The following is a 26629-nucleotide window of genomic DNA, read 5'->3' as shown; positions in this document are numbered from 1 at the left end:
ATATTATATGCATATTGAAATGTGGACTGACTTCGCTTGACCGTTTTGCTATATTGGCAAAAGGCATCTGGAAGATGCCATTAAACAGATTAATCATCCAATTGAAGTCACTTATCGCTGCTTTGAGCTGGACCCGACAGCTGAACGGGATATAAAGGATAATATGTATGAAAAGTTATCCAAGAAATACGGGATGACGATTGAACAGGCGAAAGCCAACACCCAAAACATGGTGCAGATGGCGAGAAATGCCGGGCTTGAATTCAACATTGATACCGTCGTTCTCACTAACACGTTTGATGCTCACCGTCTGACGATGTTTGCCAAAACGAAAGGGCTTATGAAAGAAATGACTGACCGGCTGCTCCAGGCTTATTTTACAGATTCCATTCATATAGGGAATCATGCCGCTTTAGCAGAATTAGCCGAAGAAGTCGGCCTGAACCGTGAGGAAGCTGAAAAAATGCTTGCCGGCAATGAGTTTGCAGATGAAGTCCGTGCAGATGAGCAACTGGCACAGCAATACCGCATCACCGGGGTTCCATTCTTCCTTATTAATAAAAAGTATGCACTTAGCGGAGCGCAGCCAACTGAGATGTTTGTTCAGGCGTTGCAGAAGATTATTGCAGAGGATGAAATTACTGTTTTAAATGATAATGACGGTATGATCTGTGATGATGACGGATGTGAAATTCCTAAGAAATAATTAGATGAATCAAAAAGAACCAGTCTAACAGTCCTTTAAAAAGGACAAGACTGGTTCTTTTTGATTCATCCATAAAGCGTACATAAGCCCAACTTGAGAAATTAACGTACCTTCTTTTTTTATAGGCATATGATGTGTTGATAAATCTGTGAAGGGAATGACATGTATTGTATCATCCTAATGCGTATTCCTATCCATATTACCCTTTTGTAAATGCACCTGTATTTCATACTGACAACATGTTAAGAAGCAATCAGGATCATTTTCAGCAGCTTTGTGAAACGGTCCTTGAAGGAGTCAAAAGGGAAGCTTCGGTACTTGAGCTATATTCTCAGCTCGCAGAACAAGCCCCTAATGAAGAGCATAAACAAAATATTATTCAGGCTATTGAAGGAAAGAAAGTTCATTTAACCCATTTCTGCAACCTTTATTACAATTTAACGGGAACCCAGCCGGAGTATCAGATTGGCGATGTATCCATTCCTCATTATCGTGATGGCTTGCATAGGGCTTATCAATTGGAAATGGAGGGTTTCCAGGAGTATCAGCGAGGGTCCGCACTTTCACAGCTTCCGCAAGTTCAAAATGTGTTTATTTGGGCTATGACAGGGGAACAGGAAAATGCAGCGCGGCTTGTTTCACTGAATGACCGGATTACCGATTATGGCCCACAGCCATTTGTCGTTGATATAGAAGAAGCGACAAAACAGAATAACACATTCCGGACGGCGATATGGACAGGTCAGCATATGCAGCTGACATTGATGAGCATAAATCCAGGAGAGGATATCGGCCTGGAAATTCATCCTGAACTCGATCAATTCATAAGAATTGAAGAGGGGGAAGGAATCGTTCAGATGGGGGACAGCAAGGATCGGTTGGACTTTCAGCGGAAAGTTGCCGATGACTTCGCAATTGTAATCCCTGCAGGTAAATATCATAACGTCATCAATACAGGCAGTAAACCACTCAAGCTATACTCCATTTATGCACCGCCCCAGCATCCATTTGGAACGGTGCATCAAACGAAGGCAGATGCCATGGCAGCTGAGGAAGAGCATCAGCACGGAAATTAAATGAAAAGGGATGAATCAAAAGCGATCATGCGACATTCGCTTTCGTTTCATCCCTCTTTAATTTGCATTACATAAATTACTCTTGTCTGGTAAGGATACTTAATAAAACTAATAGTTGGAGAAAGTTATGCAAAATTTAGTTAAAGTCCTAATACCCAGACAACTGTTTCTATTGCTCATCCTGTCCACAGGCTTGCTTAACCATGTCATTTTGATTCCGAATTTATTGACCGCTGCCGGAAGAGACAGCTGGCTGAGTGTGATTGCCGCTTATCCAATCTCGCTTTTTTTCATGTGGCTTATTTACTACATACTTAAAAACTCATCTGATGAAGGATTCTTTTCCATGCTGAGACAGCGTCTCGGAAGGACGATTTCCGTACTTTTATCGGTTCCCGTTATTGTTTTTTTAATTACGAGCTCTTATATAACTTTCAGAGACTTAATGATTTGGTTAAATGCGTTTTTCCTGGCAGATACCTCTGTATTAATGATTAACATTATGTTAATAATTGTTTGTTTCATAATGACGCTTGCCGGTGTGAAATATATGGCTATATCAAGCGGAGTACTGCTGCCGTTAGTGATGCTTTTCGGAGTATTTATTTCTATTACAAACACCAGATTGAAGGACCCCAGCCTGTTGTTTCCCTTATTTGCTGATGGTATAGAACCTTTCATTAGCGGTATTATCTATACTCTTTCGGGCTTGCTTGAGGTTTATATCATACTCTTACTGCAGCCATATTCACAGAACCCATTTAAATTCAAGCATTTAGTTTTCTTTTTAACGCTTTTGACAGGATTAACGCTGGGGCCGCTTACAGCCTCGATCATGGAATTTGGCCCTGTGGAAGCGACGAAATTTCTTTACCCTGCCCATGAGCAATGGAGGGTCTTAAGCATTGGAGAGTACATCTCTCATCTGGACTTTCTCGCCTTATATCAGTGGCTGAGCGGTGCATTGATCAGAATTGGCTTATTTATGTATTTAATAGGTGCATTTTTTCAAGTCAAAAAGAAACATTATCGATTGAATCCCAAATTGGTCCTTACTTTATACGTAGTTTTGTTTGGAATGATGAGCGTTAAAATCGAAACCCACACTTTTTATCAATTTATCTATAAGTATTATCTTCCTGTAAGTATGGTGTTTTTTCTGTCCTATATCCTTTTGTCTGCCCTGATTGTATTAGTTTTGAAGAAAAGGGATGAGAAACATGGCAAGAACAAGAATTCTAAAGTCCAATCCTCAACCTAAAGTGAAAAAGGCTGAAGAGTTAAAACAGCAATTTTGCAAAAACGGAGATTTTGTGAGCAAAGCTCATGTTACAGAGAAAGATCAGTTTGAAATATTATATTTTGATACCTTGGTGGATACTCAATATTTGGATCAATATATCCTGCCGATGATGGCAGCCGAGAAGGAGGGCCTAACAAAAGATAAGCTCAGGACTTTATTTCAAGCTGACCTTGTAACGGATAAGTCAATTGATGACTTGTCTCAAATGCTTTTTGAGGGGAATTTTCTGTTCCTGGCTGATAAGGACCTATTAAGTATTAGGGCAGTAAATCTTCCAAAAAGGCAGCCTGAAGAATCTGCACTTGAGACTTCCATTAGAGGCCCAAAGGATGGATTTGTAGAAGATCTGCAGACCAATATTTCTTTAATCCGCAGGAGGCTCAATACCAGCTCTTTATGTGTAGAAAAATATACATTCGGAAAAAGAAGCAAAACAAAAGTGGCTCTTATGTATATTGAGGACATTATTGATAAGTGTGTTCTTGAAGAGATTCATAAAAGGCTAGGGAAGGTTGAGCTTGACATCTTGACGAGCATCCATGAACTCGACTCCTTAATCCGGGATCGGCCCTATTCGATTTTTCCCAGTCTTGATTATACCGGGCGTCCGGATTTTATCGTTCAGGCACTGAATCAGGGGCGGTTCGCCATATTGGTGGATGGAAATCCAACTGTAACCTATGCCCCAGTCAATTTATTATTGCAGACTAAATCACCTGAAGACTATTACATGAATTATGCATTTGTCAGTATGGAGAGAATTATTAGAATGATTGGGATAACGGTGTCGGGCTTTCTTCCGGGAGTATGGATCGCTTTTTCCGCCTTCAATATCGAACAGATTCCATACCTGCTGGTTGCCACCATTTCAGTGTCGCGATTTGGCCTGCCATTGAGTGCGCCAATTGAAATGTTCATCATACTCCTTTTGTTTGAGCTTTTTAATGAAGCAGGAATCAGACTGCCGAGAGCCATTGGACAGACAGTGGCCGTATTGGGAGGTTTAATTGTCGGGGATGCCGCTATTAGAGCAGGATTAACCTCTCCAACGATGCTGGTTGTTGCGGCGATTACGTATATTTCATCTTTTACCCTTGTGAGTCAGTCCCTTAGTTCTGCCATAACCATTGTTAGATTCTTCGTCATCATCATGAGTACTTTTTTAGGCTTGTTTGGGGTCATCCTATGCTATATTATCACTGTTTTATATTTTTCGACGCTCTCATCCTTTGGAGTTCCATACCTCTCAGCTGTAGCACCAATCAGCTGGAGAGAAAGCATAAAGGCCTTTCTGATGATGCCTGTACAATTTTATAAAACCCGATCCACGACCACCAGCCCTGATGATCCCACGAGAGGGGAGAAATAATGGCCAGAAGTGTGATTCTGATGATTGCCGTATGCGTTCTAATGCTTTCAGGATGTTCGGGCATCAAGAATATACAGGATTTAACCTATATTGTTTCAATCGGCATGGATTATGATGACGAAAAAGATGAATATACAGTATATCTCCAGGGTTTAAATTTCTTAAATGTTGCTAAGCAGGAAGGCGGAAAATCGGCAGAGCCAGTCCCTATTTTTGTGGCTTCGGCAAAGGGAGAAACGTTAAATTTAGCTGTGCGAAAGCTGTATAAAGTATCTGAACCTCCCTTATATTTTGGCCATGTAAAGACTCTTGTCATCACAAATCGGATTGTACAGCACAAATTTCAGGAAGTAGTGGAGGAGATTGGAAAGAACCGTTCTATTCGCCCTACGCTTCATGTCGTAACAACAGACGAAGGAATTGAGGAGGTTCTAAATACTAATGCCTTGTTTAATTATCCAGCGGTATACACCGTTTTATTTAAAAAGGATGCTTATGAGGTTGCGCAAAATGAAATTAGGCCGGTAGCATTAATGAATTTTCTGCGGGAATATTATGAGCCGATGAATGCAGCGAAACTGCCCTCCGTTAAAATTGATAAAACAAGCTGGAAGGCAGACAAGGACTATCCGGTATTATATTTTGATGGCTATTCAGTTTTTCAAAACAGAAAATATATGAAGGAACTAGCTTTTGAGGATTCCTTATTTCTCAATTGGCTGATGGAAAAGTATATTGCTGTAGATGAAAGAGTAGATGTAGAGGATAAATTGGCTGCTGCAGTAAAGCTGGAAAGCCCGAAGCTTAAAATCAAATATGAAGAAGGTTCCTCCAGCCCTAAATTTTCAATTGATTTATCCATTCGAGCTGATTTACTGGAAAAAGTACAGGACATTTCCATGGACCGATTAACCAGTCTGGTAGAAGAGGAAATAAAAACGAAACTTAGAACACTATATTTGGATGGAGTGAAAAATAAGATTGATTATCTGAATGCCGGTGAGAATTGGTTTAGAATGCATCCCGAGAAATTTGCGGAATTACAAAAAACAGGCCGCTTCTATTTGGAAGAGGACTCCCTTACTGATATCCAGGTAAAGGTTCAGATTTTTAACTTCAACAGCTATAAATATAATCAATGAGGCTGGGAAGAGGCGGAATGTCTCTTCCTATAATTATTGATCATTATTGATAGGAATAATTCCCCTTCATTTTGGGCACTAATCGAAATATGAATGTTTTCGGAGGGTGCCTTTATGAAAAAGAAAAATAAAAACCTATTTATAGCTGGTTTAATCCTTGGGTTAGGTCTTATTGGGGCGATTGATGGCATCGTATTTCATCAGCTGCTTCAATGGCATCATATGATTATGAGCCCAAATATCCAGCTGGAAATTTTTACAGATGGCTTATTCACTTCTCTATTTTCTGCCAAGCTGCTTTGGGGAGGAATGAAAATTTTTCAGGATGCCCGGAATAATGAATTGGGCACAAGCTGGAAGATATTTGTTGGCGGTATTTTTATTGGGGGAGGCATATTTAACCTTGTCGAAGGAATTGTGGACCATCACATTCTCCAGGTTCATCGTGTCAGACCATTAGCCGAAAATCCATTATTCTATGATTTAGCCTTTTTAGCCATTGGATTATTGCTTGTCATCATTGGGCTTATGATCAAGCGGTCGGAGAAGGAAGCATGATGAAAAGAGCAGGAAGCTTTATCAGTTTTTTCATCATCTTTTTAGGTTTCTTTTATTTTTACACAAGTCAGAATCCCCACAGCCAGACGGGGGCAGACCAGCATATGGGTCATGGCTATGTGGAAATCCCAAAAGATCATGAAATTCCCGCTGTCAGTATAAGTGTTGCCCCGGACGGACCAAATACATGGCTTTTAAGGCTGGAGCTGCTTCATTTTTCTTTTGCGCCTGAAAAAGTTGGTGAGACCCATCCAAGCTATAATGAGGGCCATGCACATTTATACATAAATGGAGAGAAAATCAGCCGTTTATACGGAGAGTATTACCATATAGGCAAACTGAAGGAGGGAAAAAATGAAATTACCGTGTCACTTAATTCGAACAATCACGGAGCTTTAATGTCCCGCGGCAAACCCGTGAAGGCCAGTATAACTATAGATGTGGACCGGTAAGCGAAGAGGGTGGAACCAAGAACAGTCAGCTGCTAAATAAGAAACCGCAGTTTTGTCATCCGCGGCGCGACAAAGTTAGGTTTCTCCTTTGTTGAGTATAGCCCGTTTGTACATTACCATTAATAATAAAGTACTATATTTTGAAAGGATGAGTGTACATGGCTCAATCTAATCTAAAAGTAGCTGTACAGAAGTTCGGTAATTTTCTGAGCTCAATGGTTATGCCGAATATCTCTGCTTTTATAGCATGGGGTCTTATTACAGCTTTATTTATACCTACTGGCTTCTTCCCAAATGAAAGCCTTGCCAAAATGGTCGATCCAATGGTTAAATACTTGCTTCCTCTTCTTATTGGTTATACAGGAGGTAAGCTTGTACATGATCAGCGCGGTGCCGTTGTTGGCGCCATCGCGACTATGGGGGTCATCGCAGGCGCGGAAATTCCTATGTTCCTTGGCGCCATGGTTATTGGTCCTCTGGGCGGCTATGTGATTAAGAAATTTGACCAAATGATTGAAGGCAGAGTCCGTGCAGGATTCGAAATGCTCGTGAACAATTTCTCAGCAGGAATTCTTGGTGCGTTCATTGCAATCCTAGCGTTCAAGGGAGTTGGTCCGGCAGTTGATGTCTTCACCGGGTGGCTTGTAGCCGGTGTTGACTGGCTGATTGGCACAGGGCTGCTTCCGCTTACAAGTATACTGATTGAACCGGCAAAAGTATTATTCCTGAACAATGCCATCAACCATGGTGTTCTTTCGCCAATCGGCGTTGAACAGGTAAAAGAAACAGGACAGTCCATTCTGTTCCTGCTTGAAGCAAACCCTGGACCTGGTATCGGTGTCCTGCTTGCTTACATGTTCTTTGGAAAAGGCAATGCAAAGAAATCCGCACCAGGTGCCGGAATCATTCACTTCTTCGGCGGGATTCATGAAATTTATTTCCCGTATATCTTAATGCGTCCGATGCTTATTATTGCTGTCATCCTTGGCGGTATGAGCGGCGTGTTCACACTGGTTCTTTTAGGCGGCGGATTATTCGCTCCGTCATCACCGGGCAGCATTATCGCCATTACGGCTGTAACGCCTCATCATGCAAGTGCGTATATTGCAAACTTCGCAGGTGTGCTTGTGGCTGCTGCTGTTTCATTCATCGTGTCTGCATTTATAATGAAAACAGGCAAGCAGGGTGAAGAAGATATTGAAGAAGCTGCGAAAAAGATGCAGGAAATGAAGGGCAAGAAAAGCTCTGTATCCAACGTGTTTGAAGGCGGTCAGGCTGCAATGCCTGATAATGTATCCAAAATCTATTTTGCCTGTGATGCAGGAATGGGCTCAAGTGCCATGGGTGCATCACTTCTCCGCAAAAAGGTAAAGGAAACGGGCATGGACATTGCTGTTACGAATACAGCAATCTCTAATTTGCCAGCAGATGCCGAAATCGTCATTACCCAGGAAGAACTGACGCCAAGGGCACGCCAAAAAGTGCCGAATGCATTCCATGTATCGGTTGATAACTTCCTATCAAGCCCGGAGTATGATAAGCTGATCAGCGCACTTCAGTTCCCGGCTAACTCAGAACTTCACGAAATCGTTGAAGATGCTGAAGATAATGTTCCTGATATCCAGGACGAAGAGATGGCTCATGATGACGATTTATTGCGTCCGGAAAATATATTCCTGAACAAAGAGTTTGCTGATAAGGATGAAGCGATCCGCTTTGCAGGAAGAGTGCTTGTGGATGCAGGCTATGTGGAAGAAAGCTATATTGAAGCGATGATTGAACGTGATAATATCACTTCCACTTATATGGGGAATGACGTTGCGATCCCGCACGGAACCGAAGAAGCCAAAAAGGCTGTGATCAAATCCGGCTTTACCGTTATCCAGGTGCCAAATGGTGTTGATTTCGATGGCCAAAAGGTCCGTCTGATCTTCGGAATTGCAGGCAAAGACGGTACACATCTTGAAATACTATCAGGGATCGCGGTAACATGTTCTGACATGGATAATATCGAAAAATTGGCTGCGGCTGAATCTGTACAGACCATTATGGATATTATCGGCAAAAAATAATACTAAAGCTATTTCCGAATAGAAAAGCGTCATTCTGCGCTTTTCTATTCAGTGTTTTTGTCACTAATTTTAGAAATGAGCTGATCTCATGTATATTACATCGAGGGAAAAAGCCATTATTGAATTGATTATAAAAACATCGGGTAAACACACGGCATTGTCGATTGCATCTTCGTTAAATGTCAGTGCGAGAACGATTCAGAGGGATTTAAAGGCAGTTGAGAAAATTGTCAGTGAGTTCGAATTGAAGTTAACCCGGAATTTAAATCAGGGCCTTGCTATTGAAGGGAAAAATGAGCAGATTTTCCGGCTGATCCAGCATTTGACCAGCAGTGAACCGATCGACCAGCCTCCTCAGGAAAAGAAACTGCGCCTTCTAATAGCTATTCTGGAAGAAGACTTATACAAGACTCAGGTTCTGGCAAGCTACCTCGGCATCAGTACGGCTACCCTGTCAGCCTATCTGGATGAACTTGGTGAATGGCTATCCGTTTTCCAGGTCCAGCCTACGAGAAAACGGGGAGTCGGTGTAGAGCTTCACGGATCAGAAGCAAATAAACGAAGAGCACTAGCACATTTTTTCCTTCAATATTTTCATGAAGAATTAATTGAGAAACTATTTTTGCTGGAAAAAAGGAAGCTTGGTGAAGAAAGGGTCCTTCATTACTTTGAACCGGATTATCTTTTTCAGGTGAACAGTATTGTACAGACTGTTTTTTCTGGTGCACCTGCCCGGTTTGCTGATAGTGGTTATCTGGAGGTTGTGCTGCATGTATGCATTTCACTGCAGAGGACTCAAAAACAGCTTTTTGTGGATCAGAATGATACCCTTCCTGAAAAGGAAGTTATAGTGGAATACGGATTGATGCAGCAGATAACAAGCAAGCTGGAACGAAAATTTAACTGCATTTTTTCAGAAGGGGATGTCCTATACCTCGCACGAATACTTAAAGGGACCAAATTGAGCGGAGCCGAGGCTTTTCCATATGACAGCCTTGTGCTCGCCCAAATGATCAAGAATGTGATTAAATCTGTTTCGGAACAGCTGCATGTGGATTTAACCAAGGATTTTTCTTTATTTCAGGGACTGCTGGCCCACATGGAGCCATCCATATTCCGCATAAAACAGAATATGGAATCTTATAACCCGCTAAAAGAAGAAATTATGCGCAAATATCCGGTTCTGTTCATGGCTGTGAAAAATAGTCTTGTAGAGGAATTTACTGATATTGATCAATTTTCCGATGACGAGATCGCCTTCATCGTTCTTCACTTTGGCTCAGCCCTGGTCATGCAGGAAGAGAATCTTTCCATTAAGGCGCTTGTGATTTGTCCGACAGGCATCGGCACATCCAAGATGCTAAAGAGCAGGCTGAAAAAAGAAGCAGCTGAAATTGATGTGATCGAAATCAAGTCGATGAAGGAAATTTCAGAGGGTGTTGATCTAAAAGATTATGATTTAATCCTTTCTACAGTCAGACTTCCTTTTATAAATGCTGAGTACATATTGGTGAATCCGCTCTTAAGCGATGAAAATATTCTTACCATAAAAAGCTACTTGCAGAACAATATTGAAAGCCTGACAAAGGGAAAAGAATATCAGCCGGGGGATGGGTTCAAACAGGCTGAACAGAAGAACCTTTCTTTATCCGCAATGCTTGAGGAAGTAAGAGAAATCCAGGAGAGCATCGAGTCTCTTATTCATAACTTCCGTTTTTACCGGATGGATGGAGGAGAAAGCCAGGAGCAGATTCTTAGGAAAATGCTTGTGAATGCCGAAGGAGATAATTTGCTGACGAATGCTGAAGATGTCCTGCAGTCATTAAGGGAGCGGGAACAAAAAGGCGGGCTTGGCATACCTGAAACCAATATGGCTCTCTTTCATGCCCGCAGTAAAAATGTCCGTGAACTTATTTTTCAGATTGCCCACCTGCCTGAGCCATGCATGGTAAAGGGGATGGACGGGAGAGATGTTATTCTGAAAAACCTTCTGCTCATGCTGGCACCGTTCGATCTAAGCAGTAGAGAGCAGGAGATATTAAGCTTAATCAGCACAAATATCATTGAGACAGAGGAAGCGATTCTAATTTTTTCTTCAGCCAATGAAGACATGATTTACAAGAAGCTAGAATCAATTTTTACAGAATACCTGCAGTCTCATTTTAAAATAAATCAGTAAAGGAATGATTCGATGAAACAAGCAGTCCATTTTGGAGCAGGGAACATAGGAAGAGGATTTATTGGAGCCCTATTTTCACAGTCAGGCTACCATGTAACTTTTGTTGATATTGCCGACGAAATCATTAATCAGCTGAACGAAGAAAAACAATACCAAGTGCTGCTGGCTGCAGATATACAGGAATCCATGACAATTGAAAATGTTTCAGGATTGAATAATATGAAACAGGAGAATGAAGTGATAGAGGCCATTAAGCAGGCAGACTTCTTAACAACAGCGATTGGCCCTAACATCCTTCCGCGGATTGCCCCATTAATTGCAAAAGGCCTGGCTGCAAGAGCAGAGGCAGGAATTAAACAGAAGCTTTATGTCATTGCATGTGAAAATCAGATTTCTGCGACTGATCTTTTAAAAGGCTATATTATGGAGCATCTTGACAGCGATGTAAATCTGACGGGTGTATCCTTCCTAAACTCCGCAGTAGACCGAATTGTCCCAATCCAGAACAACCAGGGATCACTGGATGTTCTTGTTGAACCGTACCATGAATGGGTTGTGGAAACGACTGAGGACATTCCGCATATCGAAGGAATGAAAATTGTTCCGGAGCTTGCGCCATTTATCGAAAGAAAGCTGTTCACGGTTAACACAGGACATGCCGTTATTGCTTATTTCGGATACCTGGGAGGAAAAGAAACCATCGACCAGACACTTGCGGATGAAGAAATTTATAATCAGGTTCAGGCAACACTCCGTGAAACAGGTGCCTATTTGATTAATCGATATGATCTGAATCCGAGCGAGCATCAGAAATATATTGATAAAATTATCGGCCGTTTCCAAAATGCCCACTTAAATGATGGTGTAACAAGAGTCGGACGTTCGCCGATAAGGAAGCTTGGCCCTGAAGACAGACTGGTTCGCCCGGCACTCCAGGCACAAAAAGCAGGCTTATCATACACAAACCTGGCTAAAGCCATTGCTGCGGCACTAATGTTTGATAACAGGGAAGACGAAGAAGCAGTAAAGCTCCAGGACATGATTCAAGAAAACGGAGTAGCTTACGTGCTGAAGGAAGTATGCGGACTTGAAGAATCAAGCGAGCTTGCTAAAGAAATACTGAAACAGTATGAAGCATTGGAAAAATAAAAAGGATCTAAGGCTGCTGAAATGTTCGGCAGTCTTATTTTTTGGGGGTTTTTCGGTGGGTGGAAAATAGAACTTATGGAGGGCTTATGAAGCTAAAAAAGGTGGAGATCCGTGGAAATGGTCGTCATGGACGGCCCATGAGGCCCAAAATAGGTGGAGAGCCGGGGGGGATGGCCGCCATGGAGAGCTCATGAAGCATAAAAAGGATGAGGTGCCGAAAAATGGTCGCTATGGAGGAGTCATGAAACCCAAAATGGTTGGAGAGGTAGGAAATGGTCGCCATGGAGGGCTCATGAAGTCCAAAATAGATGGAGATCCGAAGAAATAGTCGGCACGGAGGGTTCATGAGGCCAAAATAGGAGGAGAGAAGATGAAATAGTCGCCATGAAGGGCTCATGAGGCCCAAAATTCATAAAAGCTATAAATTTCTTCTTCATAAGGGGGCAAGGGAGAATTGATCTCTGGTAATTAATTCGAAGTCCCAGAGCCAGCCAACAAAATGGGAGTTAATCAAAGGGTAACGATGAAAACTCGGACCCGGCAGTCAAACTGGGGGTTAATCAAAGGGAATAACGACGAAAACTCGGAGCCGGCAGTCAAACTGGGGTTAATCAAAGGGAATAACGACGAAAACTCGGAGCCAGTCAAGAAAATGGGAGTTAATCAAAGAGAATAACGACGAAATCCCAGAGCCAACCGACAAAACGGGAGTTAATCAAAGGGTATAACGACGAAAACTCGGACCCGGCAGTCAAGATGGGGGTTAATCAAAGGGAATAACGACGAAAACGCAGACCCGGCTGTCAAACTGGGAGTTAATCAAAGGGAATAACGACGAAAACGCAGACCCGGCTGTCAAACTGGGGGTTAATCAAAGGGAATAACGACGAAAACTCGGACCCGGCAGTCAAAATGGGGGTTAATCAAAGGGATTAACGACGAAAACTCGGAGCCAGCAGTCAAAATGGGGGTTAATCAAAGGGAATAACGACGAAAACTCGGAGCCGGCAGTCAAAATGGGGGTTAATCAAAGGGAATAACGACGAAAACTCGGGCCCGGCAGTCAAACTGGGGGTTAATCAAAGGGAATAACGACGAAATCCCAGAGCCAACCGACAAAACGGGAGTTAATCAAAGGGAATAACGACGAAAACTCGGGCCCGGCTGTCAAACTGGGAGTTAATCAAAGGGAATAACGACGAAAACTCGGAGCCAGCAGTCAAAATGGAGGTTAATCAAAGGGAATTACGATGAAATCCCAAAGCGAGGCAACAAACTGGGAGTTAATCAAAGAGAATAACGACGAAATCCCAGATCCAACCGACAAGATGGGAGTTAATCAAAAGGCGTAAAGAGGAAATCCCGAAGCCAGCCATCAGAAGGGGCCTTAAACAGGAGCAGCAGCCTAGAAAGGAGAAACTGGTGTTTAGTCAGTTCCGATGGTAATGCGCATAACAATGCTGTTTAAATGAAGTACTCATGCTAAATATTAAATTTTCAAAAAATATTGACAACTATTCAAAAAACAGATAAATTATAAAATAATATAAAGTTATAACATTATATTCTTTCAAGGGAGATACATAAATGCAGATAGATAAGAGTTTACATATACCTCTTTATAGACAAGTAGAGCAGATTTTGGAAGATAAAATCATTTCAGGCCAATGGGAGGTGGGGAGTCAGCTGCCGACTGAGCAGGAGCTGTCCGATCGATTCGATGTAAGTACCATTACTGTTAAAAGAGCTGTGATTGAGCTTGTGAATAAAGGTTATCTCTTCAGACAGCGAGGCAAGGGAACCTTTGTATCTGGAGCTGCAAAAGAGCAGGACCTCAATTCCATTATTTCGCTTTCCACCGGTGCGGAACAGGAACATCCGCATGAAATGATCAGCTTTAAATATGAGACAGCAGGTTCTGAAATTGCCCAGAAGTTAAGGATTGATCCTGAGGATGAGGTGATCAAAATTGAGAGATTAAAAGTGGAAAATAATGATCCTCTCGCATTGGAATATACCTATCTTCCGGCAGATAAATGTCAGGGGCTTACACCTGAAATGATCAATAACGACTTAATTTTTAACATCCTAAAAAATAGATTCCATATAGCACTAAAACGAGCCAGGGTATTTATCCGGCCATATATTCTTCCTGATCATCAGGCTAAGCTGCTTCATGTGGAACCGGGAACCCCGGTGTTTGAGTGGGAGCGTACTACATACACAAAGCAGGAAGACATCATTGAGTTCTCTAAATTCTATATCCGCAGTGATAAAGAGGTTTATTATACAGAGGTTCAATTGTAAAAAAAAAGCTGAAATATCAAAGGGCGTTTTATAAATACAAAAGATATAAAGTTATAATATTATATCTTTATATTTTATATATAAATCAATCTCTTTAAATAGATTGATCCAAATTATAAAGGGGGTATCGCTTTTATCAAGTCTTCATCTTAGAACAGCTCCTTAAGTTCACAAAAGCAAAAATAAACGAGGGGGAAATGAGTTGAAAAAGAAAGCTTATTTAATTGTATTGCTTTGTTTATTGCTTGTCACAGCTGCAGGATGCAGCGGCCAAACAGGAAGCTCTGCAGATGAAGGATCAGGAAAAAGTGATGAAAAGACACTTGTTTTAGCGGCATATGGAGGAAGCTATGAGCAAAAGATGAAGGAGAAGTTGATCCCAAAGTTTGAGAAAGAGCATGGCGTAAAGGTGAAATATATTACTGGAAGCTCTGTTGATACCTTATCCAAGCTTCAGGCTCAAAAGGATAATCCTCAAATTGATGTAGCTTTCCTTGATGATGGTCCGCAGGCACAGGCAAAGGCGTTTGGATTGCTGGCGCCAATGGATGAGAGTGTTGTTACGAATCTGGCAAATGTCTATGATATTGCAAAAGATAAAGATAATGTCGGCGTTGGATTCGGAATCATCTCAACCGGCTTGGCTTATAACAAGGATGTCTTTGAACAGAATGGCTGGGAACCGCCGACATCCTGGAATGATTTGGCCGATCCGAAGTTTAAAGGAAAACTCGTACTCCCTTCCATTGCCAATACGTATGGAGTTCATTTTCTGCTCATGACTGCGATTGCCAATGGCGGAGATGAAGAAAACATTGAACCAGGCTTTGAAAAAATGAAGGAAATTGCCAAAAACGCGATCACTTTTGATAAAACAGCTGACGTATCAAACTACTTCCTGCAAGGGCAGACAGTTGCAAGTGCATGGGGAAGCAGCCGGGTATTTACCCTTCAGGATAGCGGATTCCCGATTGAGTATGTCATTCCCGAAGAAGGGGCTCCAGCGCTGATGGCAACTGTCAGTGTGGTGAAGGACGCTCCAAATGGGGATCTTGCACAGGAATTTGTCAATTTTGTTCTGGATGAAGAAGCTCAGCTTCTATTTGCCAACTCCTTGTTTGACGGTCCGGTTAATATGAATGTGAAGCTTGAAGGAGACATCGTCGATAAAGTGGCATATGGGGAAGAGGAGATTGCCAAATTGATCAAAGTCGACTGGGAAGCTGTAAATGCAAAACGAGCAGAGTGGACAGAACGGGCCAATAAAGAAATCGAAGTAGCCCATTAAAAGAGAGGGGAAACGAATGAGTTACTTAAGCCTGGAAAACGTGGTCAAGACCTTTAATAAAACAGAGGTAGTTAAAAAGCTCAGCCTTGACATCCAAAAAGGGGAACTGGTCTCCTTTTTGGGGCCTTCGGGCTGCGGAAAAACGACAACACTGAATATGATAGCAGGATTTCTGGAGGTGGATGGCGGGAAGATTGAGGTGGACGGCAAACCCGTTCACCTGCTTCCTCCCAATAAAAGAGAAATGGGCATGGTGTTCCAAAATTATGCTTTATTTCCTCACATGACGGTTTTTGATAATGTCGCCTATGGACTTAAGCTGCGTAAAGTGCCAAAAAATGAAATAAACAAAAGGGTTCTGGAAGCATTGGAAATGGTACGTTTAGCTGGCTATGAAAAACGCTATCCAAAGGAACTATCCGGGGGACAGCAGCAGCGTGTTTCACTGGCGAGGGCATTGGTCATTAAACCGAAGGTGCTTCTCCTTGATGAACCACTGAGCAATCTTGATGCAAAGCTGCGCCAGGAAATGCGCGAAGAAATTGTCGATATTCAAAAGCAAGTGGGGATTACAACGATATTTGTCACACATGACCAGGAGGAAGCATTGGCCATTTCGGACCGGATCGCGGTCATGTACGAGGGTCGGATTGAACAGGTAGATGATCCGGCATCCATATATAACCATCCAAAGACTGATTTCGTATCTCAGTTCATAGGGGAAGTCAACCACATTCAGGGGAAAGTTCTGGAAACCTATGAAAATAAGAAATGCAAACTGCACTTTTTTGGGAATGAACAGATCGTTTCAGTTCCATCCGTGAAGAATTCCGAAGTTCACTTTTTCATAAGGCCGGAAAAAATCCAGATCGCCTTAGCCGAATCGAATGAAAGAAATGAGGCTTTTCAAACCAAGGTGGAAAGGAAAATGTTTCTTGGAGCCAAGACAAGATACATTTTGAAGGTACATGACCGGCATCTTATTGCAGATATTTCCAATACCGTATTAAATCCCACCGAAATTAAAGAAGGAAACAGTGTCTACACTTATTGGAACCCTGAAGACCTGCTGCCTTCCAGAATGGCGAGGTGACTCACATGCAAGCCGGAATCGGAACGGAACATGACTTATTGCTTCAGCAAAAGAAAAAGAATTTGAATAAAAAACGGCTTGATACGTGGCTGCTTTTACTTCCGACGCTGGGGATCTTCATTTTCTTCTTTCTTCTGCCATTGTTTTTCTTATTTATTACAAGCTTTAAAAATTTTGATGCCAGCACGGGAGTGGGAAATGAGTGGACACTCCAGAACTACATCAAATTCATGTCAGATCCTTTTTATCTTGGGGTAGTCTGGCGCACTGTGAAAATTGCTCTTCTAACAACATTGATTACCATCATGATTTCTTATCCCGTAGCTTTTCAGATTTCCAGATCAAAAGGAAGAACCAGGAATTATTTAACCCTTCTGGTCCTTTCCCCGCTACTGATCAGCATGGTTATACGCTGTTACGGCTGGGTGATTCTTTTATCCAACAATGGTGTTGTCAACAATACACTATTAAAGCTGGGCTGGATTGATCAGCCTTTAACCCTCTTATACACCGAATTGAGTGTGGTCATCGGGATGGTGCATGTTCTTTTCCCGTACATGGTGCTGAGCATCATGGGCTCACTCGAAAAAATAGACCCTTCTGTCATCAGAGCCTCGCAGAATCTTGGGGCCAGCTCCTTCAGAACTTTCTTTTCCATTTTGCTACCGTTAACCTTGCCAGGTGTTTTCGCCGGATCGGTTATGGTGTTCAGCTTAAGCGTCAGCTCATTTGTTACACCGGCCATTCTTGGCGGTCCGCAGGTGAAGGTTATGTCCTATTTAACGTATGAACAGGTAGCTGTCATGCTGAATTGGCCGTATGGAGGCGCAATTGGCTTCCTCCTTATCCTGATTGCCACCATTACAATCATCGCATACAGCAAAATCCTTGCTAGATCTGAGAAGGGAGTGGCCATACAATGAGCAGGAAGCTGTCCAAGTATTTCTTTAACTTTGTCTGTTTACTGGTTTATATTTTCCTGCTGGCGCCAATCGTGGTTATATTGCTTTCTTCCTTAACAACTACCGAATACATTGTATTCCCGCCAGAAGGCCTTACCCTCAGATGGTACACAGAATTAATTGAACATCCGGAATTTATGCAGTCCTTTACACTGAGCATTATTGTGGCGTTCGGAACCGCCATTATTTCCACTGCCATTGGCACATTGGCTTCACTTGCGGTCGTCCGGCGCCAATTTAAAGGGAAGACAGCGATTGTTCAATTAGTAGGTTCGCCTCTGTTGATTCCATCTGTTGTATTTGGTGTCGCTCTCTTGCAGTTTTACTCCTGGATTGGCTTAGCTGCGAGCCCGCTTGCATTGATTTTGGGTCACATCATCTTAACGGTTCCATTTGTGATGCGTCTAGTTGTTGCCAGCTTAGTAGGTTTTGACCGTTCCATCGAACAAGCTGCCCTGAACCTTGGTGCAGGACCGATGAAAGTTTTCTTTCAAATTACTCTGCCTATTATTAAATCAGGCGTGATAGCAGGCGCCATTTTCGCCTTTATTACTTCATTTGATGATTTAACAGTTGCCTTATTCATTGTCAGTACCGACGTTGTGACACTCCCAGTGCGAATTTACACATACATGCAATACCAATATGATCCGATTATTACATCCGTATCAAGCATCATGATTCTTTTCACTGTTGTATTAATGCTTGTAATTGAAAGAGTGCTTGGTGTAGGAAAAGTGTTTTCCTCGAAAAATTAGATAGGAGAGGTCTTTATGCACATTGAGAAACATCCCGTTCTAGGCAGGCAGCTTCTCAAGCCTGTAACCATTTATTTCAATGATCAGCCATATCAGGCCTATTCGCAGCAATCAGTCGCTGCCGCCTTAATGGCAAATGGAATTAAGAAATTGGGTGTCAGCCGAAAGCTGGTCCAATCCAGAGGATTATTCTGCTCGCGCGGGAGATGCTGCAGCTGCTATATGACGATTGACGGTGAGGATCATGTACGGAGCTGCATGACAGTGGTTAAAGATGGCATGCGAATATACCCGAATATGGAAGACCCCGAGGTAAGGAGGGAGATTGATGAAGACTGATGTACTTATTATCGGAGGTGGTCCTGCAGGTCTATCAGCAGCAATTGAGACGGCATCAAGGGGACTGGATGTAACAATTGTTGATGAAGCTTCTCAACTTGGCGGGCAGCTAAACCAGCAGACTCAAACGCTGCGTCCGCTTCCTTCTGTATATGAACCCATGCGTGGCTTTGAATTGGCAAATAAACTAATTGAGCAGATTAAGGGTTTTAGTGTAAAGCCGCTCCTGAACCACCGTGTGGTTGGATTTTACGCTGATGGAAGTGCCGGAATTACCGATGAAGAAAATGTATTCCCGGTAAAAGCAAAAAAGATTATTGTGGCTTCCGGAGCGGCTGAAAAGGCCGTCGCTTTTCCAAAATGGACAATGCCGGGGATTATGACAATCGGTGCTGCACAGACATTGATCAATCGTGATTTTGTGATGGCTGGGAGAGAAGCTGTTATTGTGGGCTCCAGTGATTTTGCCATGGAAACGGCAATGCAGCTGATGGCTGTGGGCACTCGGGTGAAAGCAATCATAGAAAAACAAAGTGAAGCTTCAGCAATAGAGCAGGAAAAAGTGAGTGAACTATCAAGGAATGGAATTCCTTTTTATTTTAATAGTTTTATAAAAGAAGCAAGAGGAAATGGGCAGGTGGAACAAATTGATATTGAACTGCCTGATGAAGTCATTACCCTGAATGTGGACCTCGTTTGCATGGATGGAGGCAGGATGCCCATACTGGATGTTTTTTACCAGCTGGGCTGTTCCTTTGGATTTCATGAGGAGCTGGGCGGCTGGGTCCCGCAATATAGTAATACATTCCAAACCGACAGGGAGGATGTATTTATAGCTGGGAATGCGGCAGGCATCAGCACTCAGGGGCCGTTGCTTCTGACAGGAATGATTGCCGGCATTAGTGTATGTGAAGAATTACAGGCAATCCGCTCGGCAGAGGCAAATGAGATGAGAGAGACACTTTGGAAAGAACTCGGATTATTGGAGTACAAAGAAGTGTACAGCGGAAGAGTCAAACATCTCGAGAACTTTACAAGCCCAATACTGAAAGATCAATTTATCTCCTAGATAGGAAAAGAGAGAAGAAGGTGAATTAGTTGGATAAAACGACGATCATCTGCAGATGTGAAGAAATCAGCTGTGAAGAAGTGGAAGAAGTTATCAGCAATGGCGGAAGGACCTTTGATGATGTTAAGAGGATTACCCGCTGCGGAATGGGTCCTTGCCAGGCTAAAATCTGCACCAGCATGGTGGCAGAAATTATTCACCAGCAGACTGGGCTGTCACTTTCAGAGATTCCGCTGCCGAGGATGAGGATGCCGCTATCCCCCATTAAGCTTGAAACACTGGCAACGAACAGTACATCCTTTAGTGCGGTCAAATCTGTCCTTGATGAGGTGGAAATTTAAGAAGGGAAGGTGAGGTAATTGGAAACAAACTATGAAACAATTGTTATTGGAGGAGGTGTAGTGGGCAGCGGAATTGCTTACCATCTTTCTGAGCGATACAAAGAAGGCGTGCTTGTGCTTGATAAAAAATACCCCATGTCAGGCACCTCCGGATCCACCCAGGCCTGGGTATGGGTACATAATAAAACTCCTTCCTGGTATGCGGAATTTAGTATGTACAGTGCGGAACTCTATCCTTATCTGTCTAAAAAGATTGGGGACGTAGAATACAAACGTACAGGGGGGCTATCACCATTTTTCAATGAAAGTGATCGTGAAAAGGCAGAGAAGCTCGCGGAATCTTATCGAAAAATCGGCATCAAAATCAAAGTCTTATCCAGGGAAGAAGTTCTCGAAAAAGAGCCCTATATGAATCCAGAAGTAGCCGGGGCTACCTACAGCTCCATTGATGGCAATGTCAATCCATTCCGCCTCATTGATATGTATATGAGAGCAGCTAAAAGAAATGGCGTCCGCTATTCTACCTATAATAAGGTAACTGAGATTAAAAAGCACGATGGAAAATATGCAGTTGTATCAGATAATGGGGCGTATGAATGTAGAAACCTTATTCTTGCTGGCGGAACCTGGTCAAGAGAAATCGGTGACATGCTTGGAATTAAGATTCCTGTTAATCAATTAAGAGGGCAGATCCTAGTGTCTGAACCATTAAAGCCTTTCTTAAATTTTACAATCAGCGGATTAAGGCAGGCTAACAATGGTGAAGTACTGATGGGGTATTCAATGGAAGAAGCTGGCTTTAATCGGGCTACAACGCTTGATGTGATTCAGGAAACAGCCAATATGGCAGTCCAATATGTACCCGGATTAAGAAAAGCCAAAATTGTCCGTGCTTTTTCCGGAATCCGGGCAATGCCTGAGGATGGTTTTCCGATTCTTGGTAAAGTGCCAGGCCATGAAAACCTTTATGTAGCCGCCACCCATAGTGGAGTTACACTATCTCCTTTAATTGGTACCCTTATAACAGAGTTAATCATGGATGGGGAAACTTCGATTCCGATCGACAGGTATTCTTTAAGCAGGTTTGGCTAGAGTGAATCATATTAAGTTATAATATTATAACTTTTTTAAAAGGTAGTCAGGAAAAATATTATGTAAACAAAATTGGAGGAAATAAGATGCCGCATTTGTTTATAAGGGGAATATCAGTGGATCAGACTAAAGAGATCAGTACACAGCTGGTTAAAGACCTGGCTCGGCTTTGTGACTGCGGAGAAGATAACTTCACATTGGAAGTTTTGAATTCAACATTTGTGTTTGATAAAAAAGAGGTTTCAGCATATCCATTTATAGAAGTAAAGTGGTTTGACAGGGGCAAAGCAGTTCAAAACCAATTTGCCGGGATTGTTTCGAACCATGTTCAGTCGCTTGGGGTGCCGGAGATAGAAGTCGCATTTTCAGCTTTTTTAGAGGCGGATTATTATTTGAATGGGAAGAGTTTTGCGGAAGATTAAGCAAAGCAATGAAGCAAAAATTATAATGTTATATTTTTATAATTTTGAATCCTGAAGTGTTAGCGGAAGGGGAAACTTGATAATGAATAAAGTTTATCAATTTATTGAGGAAAACTCAGATATGTATATCGAATGGCTGATTGAAGCATGCAATCAGCCTAGTGTTTCAGCTCAAAGTCGAGGGATGCTTGAGATGAAGGAACTAGTAAAAGCTTTTTTGCAAAGAGTGGATGCAAGTGTAGAAGAGATTGAAACTGATGGTTTTCCAATTATTTATGCACATCTTGATAGTGAAAAGGAAAAGACATTAACCTTCTACAATCACTATGATGTGCAGCCTGAGGACCCTATTGAGCAATGGCTTAGTGATCCCTTCAAGGCAGATATAAGAAATGGCCAAATCTTTGTACGAGGTGTTGCGGATAACAAGGGTAATCTTATAGCCCGAATTTGCGCAGTACATGCATACCAGCAAGTGTATGGCAAACTGCCGATAAATATCAAATTTATATTTGAGGGAGAGGAAGAAGTAGGAAGCCCTCATTTGGAATACTTTGCAAACCAATTCCCTGATAAGCTGGAAACTGATGGAATTATCTGGGAAGGGGGAACTCGAGGGGTAAAGGATCGGAGACCACACGTAGGTTTAGGAGTTAAGGGAATTTGCTATGTTGAGTTAATATGCAAAGGAGCCAAATTTGATCTTCATTCCTCTGAGGCTGCAATAATAGAGAACCCAGCATGGAGATTAATCTGGGCGTTAAACTCACTAAAAGATGAACAGGAAAACATTTTAATTGATGGTTTTTATGACGATGTGATTTCACTTAGTCAAAAAGATAGAACCTTCATTCAATCGATGGATTTCAATGAGGAAGAAATAAAGAATTTATATGGCATAAAAAGCTTTCTAAAAAATGTTACTGGAAATGAATTAAAGGAAACTCTAACCGCTGAACCAACCTGTACTATTTGCGGTATAAATTCGGGATATACAGGTGAAGGCTCAAAAACAGTCCTGCCATCGACTGCAATGGTTAAACTTGATTTTCGTTTAGTACCAAACCAGACACCTGAGAAAATAGCAGATTTATTAAGGAAACATTTAGATAAGAACGGGTTTCATGATATAGAGATAAGGCAATCTCACGGGATTCATCCGTTTAACACTGATCCATCTAACCGTTTCGTTGAAGTTGTGCTTGAAAGTGTAGAGCAAGTTTATGTTGAAGCGCCTGTTATTCTGCGAAACTTAGCAGGTTCAAGCCCGATGTATAAAATGCTGAAAAATACCGGCATTCCTGCGGTGCAAATTGGCGTAGCCAATTTGCAGTCAAACTACCACGCTCCAAATGAGAATATTTTTATCGATGACTTTATTCAAGGCATTAAAGTGACTGCAGCAGTGATGAAGAATTTCAGTCAATAGTTAGTTATCTGAAATTTCTAATTAAATAATTAACAGGGGGAAGATGTATATGAAAAAAACATTAAATTATCTAATTGTTTTTTTTCTTATTTCAGCAATTGTTGTTTCTGGCTGCAGCAGTAACACAGAATCCACTGGTGGTAATGATAATGGAAAAGAAGGCAGTGATAAAACAAATCTGGTAATTGCGCAAAGTGCTGATATTACTACTTTAGATCCCCAGAATTCATTAAGCACCAATGGAGATCGTGTTTTCAGAAATATGTTCAGCAGATTGTTTAATCGTGATAGTAAAATGGAGATTCAACAAGAACTTGTTGAAAAATATGAAACTATCGATGATGTTACCTGGCAATTTAAGTTAAAAGAAGGTGTTACTTTCCATAATGGAGACCCATTAACAGCCGAAGATGTTAAGTTTAGCCTTGAAAGAGTAATGAATGATGAGTCTTTAAAGGAGTATCCTTATTTCACTCAAATTAAGGAAGTAAATTCCATTGATGAATTAACTGTTGAAATTGTGACAGATGGACCTATGCCAACTTTATTAAGGTTATTGGCAAAAAGCGGTGCGGATGTAATACCCAAAAAGTACTTCGAGGAAGTGGGACTTGAGGAATTTCAAAAAAATCCAATTGGTTCAGGACCATACAAATATGTGGATTGGAAACGGGATGATAGAGTCATCCTCGAAGCGTATGATGATTATTTTGGTGATAAACCAAAATGGAAAGAAGTTGTAGTCAGGGCAATACCTGAGAGCTCTACCCGTGTAGGTGAATTGCTGACTGGAGGTGTAGATATTGCAACCGATATTCCTCCTAATGAGTGGGATCGGGTGAATGGAGAGAGCGGGATATCACTCATAAATGGGGATACAACACGTGTCATGCTTTTAATGCTTCGCCATACAGAGGGTACTGTTACCGCAGACCCAAAAGTTCGGGAAGCAATTGATCTTGCTATTAATGAGAAGGCTATTGTTGATTCTGTTTTAAAGGGAACTGCTGTTCCAGTTCAATCCAGAGTTCCAGAAGGCGTATTAGGTTCAAATCCAGATTTATATGATTCATATGTGTATGATTTAGAAAAAGCGAAGAGCCTGTTAGCAGAGGCAGGGTATAAAGATGGGCTGGAACTAACATTTACAGCTCCTAAGGGCAGATATCCGCTGGATGGTGAAGTAGCACAATTGGTTGCGAGCATGCTTGGAGAAGCAGGGATTAAAGTGAATTTACAACTGCTTGAGTCTAGCGCCTTCCTGGATGTATATAACTCCAAATCTAACAAAGAATTAATCATGATAGGATTGGCAGATGGCCTCCTCGATGCATCTTACTCATTAGTTCATTACACAAAAGAACGTGCAGCCGGGCAAACAGATTATTATAACGAGGAAGTTGAGAAGCTTTTCCATGATGCAGGCCGTAATCTTAATGAAGATGAGAGGGTAAAACAATATCAGAAAATACAAGAGATTGTAGCCGAAGAAAGACCTCACATTTTTCTTTTCCAGCAAGGAGCCAATTATGGAGTTAGTGATAATGTTCAATTTGAACCGAGATTGGATGAAGTCATAAACTTCTCAGATATCACTATTAAATAATACTATTTGCGGGGCTGGAAAGTTGAAGGTCCAGTCCCGATTTATATTATAGGAGGTCTGGCTTTGAAAAAGTATCTTTTAAGAAGATTTCTGCAAATTATACCAGTCCTATTCATAATCACCTTTGTTGTATTTGTATTGGTATATTTGGCAGGCGACCCAGTCTCTTTAATGCTGCCTGAAGATGCGTCTGAAGCAGATAGAGAGGCTTTGAGAGAAGCCTTAGGGTTAAATGAGCCTTTTGTTTACCAGTATTTCCATTTTATTGGAGATTTGATCACTGGAAATTTTGGGACATCCTTCAGATATAATCAGGAGGCATTGCCCTTGGTTTTAGAGAGGCTTCCAGCAACATTTGAATTAGCTGCAGCTTCGATGCTGGTAGCTATTATTATCGCAATACCCTTAGGAATATATTCAGCAAAAAAGAGAAATAGCTTCATAGATTTATTTATTACCGGGGGATCTGTGCTGGGAAAAGCCATGCCGAATTTCTGGCTTGGAATCATGCTGATATTATTATTGTCCGTAAATTATCAGCTATTCCCCGTTTCCGGCAGAGGATCGGTTATGCATATGGTTTTACCCGCGATAACCCTGGGAACAGGTATCGCTGCAGAAATGACAAGATTAATTCGATCAAGTATGCTAGAAATTTTAAATCAAGATTATATTCGTACAGCTAAAAGTAAAGGTGCAAGTGAAATGAGCGTAGTCTTTAAGCATGCCTTCCGGAATTCATTAATCCCAGTAGTAACAATAATGGGGCTGCAAGTGTCACATCTTGTCAGTGGAGCACTAATAACTGAAACTGTCTTTTCGTGGCCAGGGTTAGGTCTGCTTTTGGTTCAAGCAGTTAATGGAAGAGATATGGCTGTCGTCCAGGCTGCCGTTTTTGTGATTGCCATATTGGTTATTGTTGTTAACCTGATTACTGATATCGTTTATCGTGTTTTGGACCCAAGAATTAATTATTCATAGGAGGTGTATCACATGGAAGCAGAAGTTAAAATGAGTTCCGAAACTACCATAAGCACCGTCCAGAGAAGAAAACCATGGGTAAGATGGGTAAAGCTGCTGCTTCAAAGTAAAACGGGAACTGTGGGGTTCCTCATTGTTTCTTTAGTAATATTTGTTGCAATATTCGCTGACATTTTGGCTCCACATGATCCGGCATCGAATAATTTGGGTGATATGCTAAAGCCCCCTGTGTGGCTAGATGGCGGTTCACAAAATTATATCCTAGGAACAGATAATTTAGGAAGAGATATATTGAGCCGTATTATTTATGGCTCGCGTGTTTCCTTGCTTGTTGGGGTTTTTTCCGTTATTTTAGCCGGTTTCATAGGCATAATAATCGGACTAATAGCAGGCTATTATGGTGGAGTTATAGATAACTTATTAATGAGAATTGTAGATTCATTCCTGGCGATTCCCAGCATTCTTTTTATCCTGGTCGTTCTTGCCGTCTTTGATCCTAGTATTTTGGTTCTGATTATTGTAATTGGATTAACTAATTGGGTTACATATGCCAGAGTTGTCAGGGGAGAGGTCTTAAGTATTAAAGAAAGGGAGTTTGTAAAGGCTTCAAAATCAATAGGTACAAATAGTTTAACCATTATGCTGCAGCATATCCTTCCTAACATCCTTTCTTCATTTATTGTGATATCAACATTAAGCGTTGCTACGACAATAGTTTTAGAAGCATCGCTAAGTTTCCTTGGATTGGGGATTCAACCTCCAGATGTTTCTTGGGGCGGAATGTTAACAGATGGAAGAAACTATCTAGCAACTAATTGGTGGCTTGCTACCTTTCCTGGCATTGCCATAACAATTACAGTTCTTGGGATTATCTTTTTGGGGGACTGGCTGCGAGATGTACTTGATCCGCGAACACAGGTGAAAAAATAGGAGGGA

Annotated in this window: 26 protein-coding genes; all 26 read left to right on the top strand. The window is 41.7% G+C overall.

Annotated elements, in window-relative coordinates; genetic code table 11:
• Positions 1–52: 52 nt before the first annotated feature.
• The 26 genes from ACR42H_RS14650 to ACR42H_RS14525 all read left to right on the top strand — a co-directional run bounded on the left by ACR42H_RS14650 (position 53) and on the right by ACR42H_RS14525 (position 26623).
• Positions 53–706 (top strand): DsbA family oxidoreductase, encoded by a 654-nt coding sequence (locus ACR42H_RS14650; protein WP_436376942.1) that lies wholly within the window; start codon positions 53–55, stop codon positions 704–706.
• Positions 707–945: 239 nt separating this feature from the next.
• Entirely contained in the window at positions 946–1782 is an 837-nt protein-coding gene (locus tag ACR42H_RS14645) for a cupin domain-containing protein (protein ID WP_436371406.1), read from the top strand.
• A 127-nt stretch (positions 1783–1909) separates the two neighbouring features.
• Complete coding sequence (locus ACR42H_RS14640; protein ID WP_436371404.1) at positions 1910–3043, top strand: GerAB/ArcD/ProY family transporter; 1134 nt, start codon at positions 1910–1912, stop codon at positions 3041–3043.
• Positions 3003–4454: a spore germination protein gene (locus ACR42H_RS14635; RefSeq protein ID WP_436371402.1), complete on the top strand. Its 1452-nt coding sequence runs from the start codon at positions 3003–3005 to the stop codon at positions 4452–4454. Before ACR42H_RS14640 ends, ACR42H_RS14635 begins: the two co-directional genes overlap by 41 nt.
• Positions 4454–5596, top strand: coding sequence for a Ger(x)C family spore germination protein (locus tag ACR42H_RS14630; RefSeq protein WP_436371400.1), 1143 nt, complete (start codon positions 4454–4456; stop codon positions 5594–5596). Before ACR42H_RS14635 ends, ACR42H_RS14630 begins: the two co-directional genes overlap by 1 nt.
• 114 nt (positions 5597–5710) lie before the next feature.
• Complete coding sequence (locus ACR42H_RS14625) at positions 5711–6154, top strand: DUF2243 domain-containing protein (RefSeq protein WP_166672545.1); 444 nt, start codon at positions 5711–5713, stop codon at positions 6152–6154.
• On the top strand, positions 6151–6606 hold the full coding sequence (locus ACR42H_RS14620) for a hypothetical protein (protein WP_436371398.1): 456 nt from the start codon (positions 6151–6153) through the stop codon (positions 6604–6606). Before ACR42H_RS14625 ends, ACR42H_RS14620 begins: the two co-directional genes overlap by 4 nt.
• A gap of 158 nt (positions 6607–6764) precedes the next feature.
• Positions 6765–8678, top strand: coding sequence for a PTS mannitol transporter subunit IICBA (locus tag ACR42H_RS14615; protein ID WP_436371396.1), 1914 nt, complete (start codon positions 6765–6767; stop codon positions 8676–8678).
• An 88-nt stretch (positions 8679–8766) separates the two neighbouring features.
• The gene (locus ACR42H_RS14610) at positions 8767–10857 is read left to right on the top strand and encodes a BglG family transcription antiterminator (protein ID WP_436371394.1); all 2091 of its coding nucleotides are present in this window, start codon (positions 8767–8769) and stop codon (positions 10855–10857) included.
• 12 nt (positions 10858–10869) lie between these two features.
• On the top strand, positions 10870–12006 hold the full coding sequence (locus ACR42H_RS14605; RefSeq protein ID WP_436371392.1) for a mannitol-1-phosphate 5-dehydrogenase: 1137 nt from the start codon (positions 10870–10872) through the stop codon (positions 12004–12006).
• A gap of 190 nt (positions 12007–12196) precedes the next feature.
• A complete protein-coding gene (locus tag ACR42H_RS14600) occupies positions 12197–12334 on the top strand; it encodes a hypothetical protein (RefSeq protein WP_436371390.1) in 138 nt (45 codons plus the stop codon).
• A 195-nt stretch (positions 12335–12529) separates the two neighbouring features.
• Positions 12530–12682 (top strand): hypothetical protein, encoded by a 153-nt coding sequence (locus ACR42H_RS14595; protein ID WP_436371388.1) that lies wholly within the window; start codon positions 12530–12532, stop codon positions 12680–12682.
• A 911-nt stretch (positions 12683–13593) separates the two neighbouring features.
• On the top strand, positions 13594–14313 hold the full coding sequence (locus tag ACR42H_RS14590; protein ID WP_113884826.1) for a GntR family transcriptional regulator: 720 nt from the start codon (positions 13594–13596) through the stop codon (positions 14311–14313).
• A 202-nt stretch (positions 14314–14515) separates the two neighbouring features.
• On the top strand, positions 14516–15601 hold the full coding sequence (locus ACR42H_RS14585) for an ABC transporter substrate-binding protein (RefSeq protein WP_436371386.1): 1086 nt from the start codon (positions 14516–14518) through the stop codon (positions 15599–15601).
• A gap of 16 nt (positions 15602–15617) precedes the next feature.
• Positions 15618–16694 (top strand): ABC transporter ATP-binding protein, encoded by a 1077-nt coding sequence (locus ACR42H_RS14580; RefSeq protein ID WP_113884828.1) that lies wholly within the window; start codon positions 15618–15620, stop codon positions 16692–16694.
• A 5-nt stretch (positions 16695–16699) separates the two neighbouring features.
• Positions 16700–17617 carry an ABC transporter permease gene (locus tag ACR42H_RS14575; protein WP_113884829.1) on the top strand — a complete coding sequence of 306 codons (918 nt, stop codon included), beginning with the start codon at positions 16700–16702 and terminating at the stop codon, positions 17615–17617.
• A complete protein-coding gene (locus tag ACR42H_RS14570) occupies positions 17614–18414 on the top strand; it encodes an ABC transporter permease (protein ID WP_113884830.1) in 801 nt (266 codons plus the stop codon). Before ACR42H_RS14575 ends, ACR42H_RS14570 begins: the two co-directional genes overlap by 4 nt.
• A 15-nt stretch (positions 18415–18429) precedes the next feature.
• Positions 18430–18753: a (2Fe-2S)-binding protein gene (locus tag ACR42H_RS14565; RefSeq protein WP_113884831.1), complete on the top strand. Its 324-nt coding sequence runs from the start codon at positions 18430–18432 to the stop codon at positions 18751–18753.
• Positions 18743–19822 carry an NAD(P)/FAD-dependent oxidoreductase gene (locus ACR42H_RS14560; protein ID WP_436371383.1) on the top strand — a complete coding sequence of 360 codons (1080 nt, stop codon included), beginning with the start codon at positions 18743–18745 and terminating at the stop codon, positions 19820–19822. Before ACR42H_RS14565 ends, ACR42H_RS14560 begins: the two co-directional genes overlap by 11 nt.
• Positions 19823–19851: 29 nt before the next feature.
• Positions 19852–20163 carry a (2Fe-2S)-binding protein gene (locus ACR42H_RS14555; RefSeq protein ID WP_436371381.1) on the top strand — a complete coding sequence of 104 codons (312 nt, stop codon included), beginning with the start codon at positions 19852–19854 and terminating at the stop codon, positions 20161–20163.
• Between the two features lie 18 nt (positions 20164–20181).
• Complete coding sequence (locus ACR42H_RS14550) at positions 20182–21255, top strand: NAD(P)/FAD-dependent oxidoreductase (protein WP_436371379.1); 1074 nt, start codon at positions 20182–20184, stop codon at positions 21253–21255.
• A gap of 86 nt (positions 21256–21341) precedes the next feature.
• Positions 21342–21677: a DUF1904 family protein gene (locus ACR42H_RS14545; RefSeq protein ID WP_436371377.1), complete on the top strand. Its 336-nt coding sequence runs from the start codon at positions 21342–21344 to the stop codon at positions 21675–21677.
• Positions 21678–21759: 82 nt separating this feature from the next.
• Positions 21760–23106 carry a M20 family metallopeptidase gene (locus ACR42H_RS14540; RefSeq protein ID WP_436371375.1) on the top strand — a complete coding sequence of 449 codons (1347 nt, stop codon included), beginning with the start codon at positions 21760–21762 and terminating at the stop codon, positions 23104–23106.
• 49 nt (positions 23107–23155) lie between these two features.
• Positions 23156–24712, top strand: coding sequence for an ABC transporter substrate-binding protein (locus tag ACR42H_RS14535; protein ID WP_436371373.1), 1557 nt, complete (start codon positions 23156–23158; stop codon positions 24710–24712).
• Between the two features lie 63 nt (positions 24713–24775).
• Positions 24776–25693 (top strand): ABC transporter permease, encoded by a 918-nt coding sequence (locus ACR42H_RS14530; protein ID WP_436371371.1) that lies wholly within the window; start codon positions 24776–24778, stop codon positions 25691–25693.
• 12 nt (positions 25694–25705) lie between these two features.
• Complete coding sequence (locus tag ACR42H_RS14525) at positions 25706–26623, top strand: ABC transporter permease (RefSeq protein WP_436371369.1); 918 nt, start codon at positions 25706–25708, stop codon at positions 26621–26623.
• The last annotated feature ends 6 nt before the right edge of the window (positions 26624–26629 follow it).

Source organism: Cytobacillus sp. BC1816 (genome assembly GCF_051353635.1).
Lineage (GTDB): Bacteria > Bacillota > Bacilli > Bacillales > Cytobacillaceae > Cytobacillus > Cytobacillus oceanisediminis_C.
Note: the sequence above shows the minus strand (reverse complement) of the source record. Positions and strands in the feature narration are given on the sequence as shown.

What these genes read in the sequence shown, in the direction of transcription:
- ACR42H_RS14645 (WP_436371406.1), top strand. Translation starts at nt 946, where the DNA reads ATGTTAAGAAGCAATCAGGATCATTTTCAGCAGCTTTGTGAAACGGTC.
- ACR42H_RS14640 (WP_436371404.1), top strand. Translation starts at nt 1,910, where the DNA reads ATGCAAAATTTAGTTAAAGTCCTAATACCCAGACAACTGTTTCTATTG.
- ACR42H_RS14635 (WP_436371402.1), top strand. Translation starts at nt 3,003, where the DNA reads ATGGCAAGAACAAGAATTCTAAAGTCCAATCCTCAACCTAAAGTGAAA.
- ACR42H_RS14630 (WP_436371400.1), top strand. Translation starts at nt 4,454, where the DNA reads ATGGCCAGAAGTGTGATTCTGATGATTGCCGTATGCGTTCTAATGCTT.
- ACR42H_RS14625 (WP_166672545.1), top strand. Translation starts at nt 5,711, where the DNA reads ATGAAAAAGAAAAATAAAAACCTATTTATAGCTGGTTTAATCCTTGGG.
- ACR42H_RS14620 (WP_436371398.1), top strand. Translation starts at nt 6,151, where the DNA reads ATGATGAAAAGAGCAGGAAGCTTTATCAGTTTTTTCATCATCTTTTTA.
- ACR42H_RS14615 (WP_436371396.1), top strand. Translation starts at nt 6,765, where the DNA reads ATGGCTCAATCTAATCTAAAAGTAGCTGTACAGAAGTTCGGTAATTTT.
- ACR42H_RS14610 (WP_436371394.1), top strand. Translation starts at nt 8,767, where the DNA reads ATGTATATTACATCGAGGGAAAAAGCCATTATTGAATTGATTATAAAA.
- ACR42H_RS14605 (WP_436371392.1), top strand. Translation starts at nt 10,870, where the DNA reads ATGAAACAAGCAGTCCATTTTGGAGCAGGGAACATAGGAAGAGGATTT.
- ACR42H_RS14600 (WP_436371390.1), top strand. Translation starts at nt 12,197, where the DNA reads ATGAAGCATAAAAAGGATGAGGTGCCGAAAAATGGTCGCTATGGAGGA.
- ACR42H_RS14595 (WP_436371388.1), top strand. Translation starts at nt 12,530, where the DNA reads ATGAAAACTCGGACCCGGCAGTCAAACTGGGGGTTAATCAAAGGGAAT.
- ACR42H_RS14590 (WP_113884826.1), top strand. Translation starts at nt 13,594, where the DNA reads ATGCAGATAGATAAGAGTTTACATATACCTCTTTATAGACAAGTAGAG.
- ACR42H_RS14580 (WP_113884828.1), top strand. Translation starts at nt 15,618, where the DNA reads ATGAGTTACTTAAGCCTGGAAAACGTGGTCAAGACCTTTAATAAAACA.
- ACR42H_RS14575 (WP_113884829.1), top strand. Translation starts at nt 16,700, where the DNA reads ATGCAAGCCGGAATCGGAACGGAACATGACTTATTGCTTCAGCAAAAG.
- ACR42H_RS14570 (WP_113884830.1), top strand. Translation starts at nt 17,614, where the DNA reads ATGAGCAGGAAGCTGTCCAAGTATTTCTTTAACTTTGTCTGTTTACTG.
- ACR42H_RS14565 (WP_113884831.1), top strand. Translation starts at nt 18,430, where the DNA reads ATGCACATTGAGAAACATCCCGTTCTAGGCAGGCAGCTTCTCAAGCCT.
- ACR42H_RS14560 (WP_436371383.1), top strand. Translation starts at nt 18,743, where the DNA reads ATGAAGACTGATGTACTTATTATCGGAGGTGGTCCTGCAGGTCTATCA.
- ACR42H_RS14545 (WP_436371377.1), top strand. Translation starts at nt 21,342, where the DNA reads ATGCCGCATTTGTTTATAAGGGGAATATCAGTGGATCAGACTAAAGAG.
- ACR42H_RS14540 (WP_436371375.1), top strand. Translation starts at nt 21,760, where the DNA reads ATGAATAAAGTTTATCAATTTATTGAGGAAAACTCAGATATGTATATC.
- ACR42H_RS14535 (WP_436371373.1), top strand. Translation starts at nt 23,156, where the DNA reads ATGAAAAAAACATTAAATTATCTAATTGTTTTTTTTCTTATTTCAGCA.
- ACR42H_RS14525 (WP_436371369.1), top strand. Translation starts at nt 25,706, where the DNA reads ATGGAAGCAGAAGTTAAAATGAGTTCCGAAACTACCATAAGCACCGTC.